Annotated in this window: 4 protein-coding genes; 3 read left to right on the top strand and 1 reads right to left on the bottom strand. The window is 74.0% G+C overall.

Annotated features, from left to right (window positions below):
- Window positions 1–162: 162 nt before the first annotated feature.
- Window positions 163–747 (bottom strand): DUF4190 domain-containing protein, encoded by a 585-nt coding sequence (locus F8274_RS30040; RefSeq protein ID WP_151465713.1) that lies wholly within the window; start codon window positions 745–747, stop codon window positions 163–165.
- Window positions 748–996: 249 nt separating this feature from the next.
- Here F8274_RS30040 and purN point away from each other — a divergent pair, with 249 nt between their 5' ends.
- The 3 genes from purN to F8274_RS30025 form a co-directional block, all read left to right on the top strand.
- Window positions 997–1617 carry a phosphoribosylglycinamide formyltransferase gene (purN, locus tag F8274_RS30035; protein ID WP_151465712.1) on the top strand — a complete coding sequence of 207 codons (621 nt, stop codon included), beginning with the start codon at window positions 997–999 and terminating at the stop codon, window positions 1615–1617.
- The gene (gene purH / locus F8274_RS30030) at window positions 1614–3185 is read left to right on the top strand and encodes a bifunctional phosphoribosylaminoimidazolecarboxamide formyltransferase/IMP cyclohydrolase (RefSeq protein WP_151465711.1); all 1572 of its coding nucleotides are present in this window, start codon (window positions 1614–1616) and stop codon (window positions 3183–3185) included. Before purN ends, purH begins: the two co-directional genes overlap by 4 nt.
- Before the next feature lie 219 nt (window positions 3186–3404).
- The coding region (locus F8274_RS30025) for a hypothetical protein (RefSeq protein WP_151465710.1) at window positions 3405–3736 on the top strand (332 nt) is incomplete at its 3' end.

Genomic DNA, 3736 nt, shown 5'->3' with positions numbered 1-3736 from the left:
GCCGGACGCCGCCGCGGCCCGGCCCCACGTCGCGTTGATCAAGAAGTTCGCGTCACGGCAGCGCCGGATCACGACGCAAACCTCTTGATCAACACCTTCGGCGGGCGCCGGGAAGGGGCGAGGGGGCGGCCGGCACGCCGGACGCCCCCTCGTCGGAACCCGTCAGGAACCGAGGTTGCTCAGGTTGATCGCGGCGCCGGCGATGGCGTTGATGATGCCGATGACCACGCCGATGCCGCCGCAGATGAGGGCGGCCTTGACCTGGCCGGCGTTGCTGGCCTCGCCCGCCTGGACCTTCTTCTGGCCCAGGAAGCCCAGCACGATGCCGGCGATGCCGGCCGGGATGCCGATGATCGGGCAGCAGAGGCCGAGCACGATCGAGGCTATGCCGGCGATCATGCCGATCAGGCCGAGCGTGTTGTTCTGGCCGCCGCCGGTCGGGTAACCGGCCTGCGGGTACTGGGGCGCGGCGCCGTACGGCTGCTGCTGCTGCGCGTACGGGTCCTGGCCGTAGGGCTGGCCGGAGGTGGGCTGGCCGTACGGCTGGCCCGAGGCCGGCTGCTGCCCGTACTGCGGCGCCTGCGGCGGCTGGCCGTACGGGTCCTGCCCGTACGGCTGCCCCGAGGTGGGCTGCTGCCCGTACTGCGGGGCCTGCGGCGGCTGGCCGTAAGGGTCGTACTGCGGGGAGGTCGGGTCCTGGTTCGGCTGCTGGCCGTGCGGGTCCTGACCGGGGTAACCGGGCTGCATGTGCGGAGCGCTCCTCAAAGTGGGGGTCGACGGTCCATGGTCGGTTGTTGCCGCTCATCATTCCGCCCGGACACGGGACGCCGCGGCACACGGGCCCGGGACCAAGGTCAGTCACGATGCCGACGCCGGGCCGGGCGTACGCACGGCACCGGGCGACGGCAGCGTATCGTGCCGGTGCCACGAGGGAGATCACCAGCGGCGGCGCGGCCCGAGCGTCGGACGCCGCCGCAGGCCCGATAGGGTTGCCGCGTGACCGAGCCCGCGTCCGTCGCCCGCCTCGTCGTCCTCGTCTCCGGCTCCGGCAGCAACCTCCAGGCGTTGCTGGACGCCGCCGCCGACCCCGCGTACGGGGCCCGGGTGGTGGCCGTGGGCGCCGACCGCGACGGGATCGCGGGCCTGGACCGGGCCGCCGCGGCCGGTGTACCGACCTTCGTGGAGCGGCTGAAGGACCACCCGACCCGCGCGGACTGGGACAAGGCGCTGACCGCCCGGGTCGCCGAGCACCGGCCGGACCTGGTCATCAGCGCCGGCTTCCTCAAGCTCGTCGGCCCGCAGTTCCTGGCCGCGTTCGGGGACCGCTACCTCAACACGCACAACACCCTGCTGCCGGCGTTCCCCGGCATCCACGGCCCGCGGGACGCGCTCGCGTACGGCGTGAAGGTCACCGGGGCCACCCTGTTCTTCGTCGACGCCGGAATGGACACCGGCCCGATCGTCGCCCAGGTCGCGGTGCCGGTGCGGGACGACGACGACGTGGAGACGCTCACCGAGCGCATCAAGTCCGCCGAGCGGCGCCAGCTCGTCGAGCAGGTCGGTCGGCTGGTCCGTGAAGGTTGGACGATCACCGGCAGAAAGGTCACCGTTCCGTGAGTGCCACTGAGGACGCCCGCCGCCCGATCAGGCGGGCGCTGGTCAGCGTCTACGACAAGACCGGCCTGGTCGAGCTGGCCCGGGCCCTGCACGAGGCGGGGGTGGAGATCGTCTCGACCGGCAGCACCGCGTCGACGATCTCCGGCGCGGGCGTGCCGGTGACCCCGGTCGAGCAGGTGACCGGTTTCCCGGAGATCCTCGACGGCCGGGTGAAGACGCTGCACCCGAAGATCCACGGCGGTCTCCTCGCCGACCTGCGCAAGGACGCGCACGCCGCCCAGCTCGACGAGCACGGCATCGCCGGCATCGACCTGCTGGTCTCCAACCTCTACCCGTTCCAGGCCACGGTCGCCTCCGGCGCGAGCCAGGACGAGTGCGTCGAGCAGATCGACATCGGCGGTCCGGCGATGGTGCGGGCCGCGGCCAAGAACCACGCCTCGGTGGCCGTGGTGACCGACGCGGCGGCGTACCCGGCGCTGCGGGACGCGCTCGCCGAGGGCGGCTTCACCCTGGCCCAGCGCCGGGCCCTCGCGGCCCGCGCGTTCGCCGACATCGCCGACTACGACGTGGCCGTCGCCGAGTGGTTCGCCCGGGAGCTGGCGCCGGCCGCTGACGGGTGGCCGGCGTTCGCCGGGCTGGCGCTGCGCCGCCAGGCGGTGCTGCGCTACGGCGAGAACCCGCACCAGGCGGCCGCCCTCTACGCCGACCCGGCCAGCCCGGCCGGCCTCGCCCAGGCCGAGCAGCTGCACGGCAAGGAGATGTCCTACAACAACTACGTCGACGCCGACGCCGCCTGGCGGGCCGCGAACGACTTCCCCGAGCAGCCGGCGGTGGCGATCATCAAGCACGCCAACCCGTGCGGCATCGCGGTCGGGGCGGACGTGGCCGAGGCGCACCGCCGGGCGCACGCCTGTGACCCGGTGTCCGCGTACGGCGGGGTGATCGCGGTCAACCGGCCGGTCTCGGTGGAGCTGGCCCGGCAGGTCGCGGAGATCTTCACCGAGGTGCTGGTGGCGCCCGGCTTCGACGAGGGCGCCCTGGCGGTCCTCCGGGCGAAGAAGAACATCCGCCTGCTGCGGGCCCCCGGGTTCGACCCGCTGCCGGCCGAGTGGCGGCAGGTCACCGGCGGCGTGCTGGTGCAGCTGCGGGACCGGATCGACGCCGCGGGCGACGACCCGGCGAACTGGACGCTGGCCACCGGCGAGGCGGCCGACGAGGCCACCCTCCGCGACCTGGCGTTCGCCTGGCGGGCGGTCCGGGCGGTGAAGAGCAACGCGATCCTGCTGGCCCGGGAGGGCGCCACCGTCGGCGTCGGCATGGGCCAGGTCAACCGGGTCGACTCGGCGCAGCTCGCGGTGAGCCGGGCCGGCGCCGAGCGCACCCGCGGCTCGGTCTGCGCCTCGGACGCGTTCTTCCCGTTCGCCGACGGCCCGAAGATCCTCATCGAGGCGGGCGTCCGGGCGATCGTCCAGCCCGGCGGCTCGATCCGCGACGAGGAGACCATCGCCGCCTGCAAGGAGGCCGGCGTGACCATGTACCTCACCGGCACCCGCCACTTCTTCCACTGATCGCGGACCCGGAGCGGGGGCGCGGCCGACAGGCCGTGCCCCCGTTTCACATTGTGTCGTCCCGATGCCCGGGTGGTGTCACGTCGACACGGCTGACCAGCCGATGTGCGACCGCCCACCGTTGCCCGCCCGCAATTGTTGTTGCTAGCGTGGCGCCAGCGATCGATCCATCCCGTTGTCTCCGGTGGCCGCAGCGGCCCTCGTCCGACAGGTGTCCCCATGCGCGTGCTCGACCGGTTGACCGCCGTCGCCGTCGCGCTGGCGTTCGTCCTGGCCGCTCTGGGCGCGCCCGCCCACGCGGAGACCCTCGAACCCGGTGCGGCGGCCACGGCCGTCCAGCGGTCGATCGTGCACGACGGACACGCGCCGGCGGAGCTGCGGACGGAGTTCTCCGGCGGACCCCGCGGTGACCACGTCGCCGGCGTCGCCTCCGGCGACGGACCGGACGATCTCCTCCTGGTCGCGCCACCGCGGGTCGCCGGCGCGGCCGGGTGGGCGGTCGCGGCCGTCCACTACCGGCCGCCCGCCGTCCCGTCGCCGTCGCTCACCCG

Origin of the sequence: Micromonospora sp. AMSO31t (genome assembly GCF_008868175.1) — a bacterium.
GTDB lineage: Bacteria > Actinomycetota > Actinomycetes > Mycobacteriales > Micromonosporaceae > Micromonospora.
This window is presented reverse-complemented; position numbering and strand designations above follow the sequence as displayed.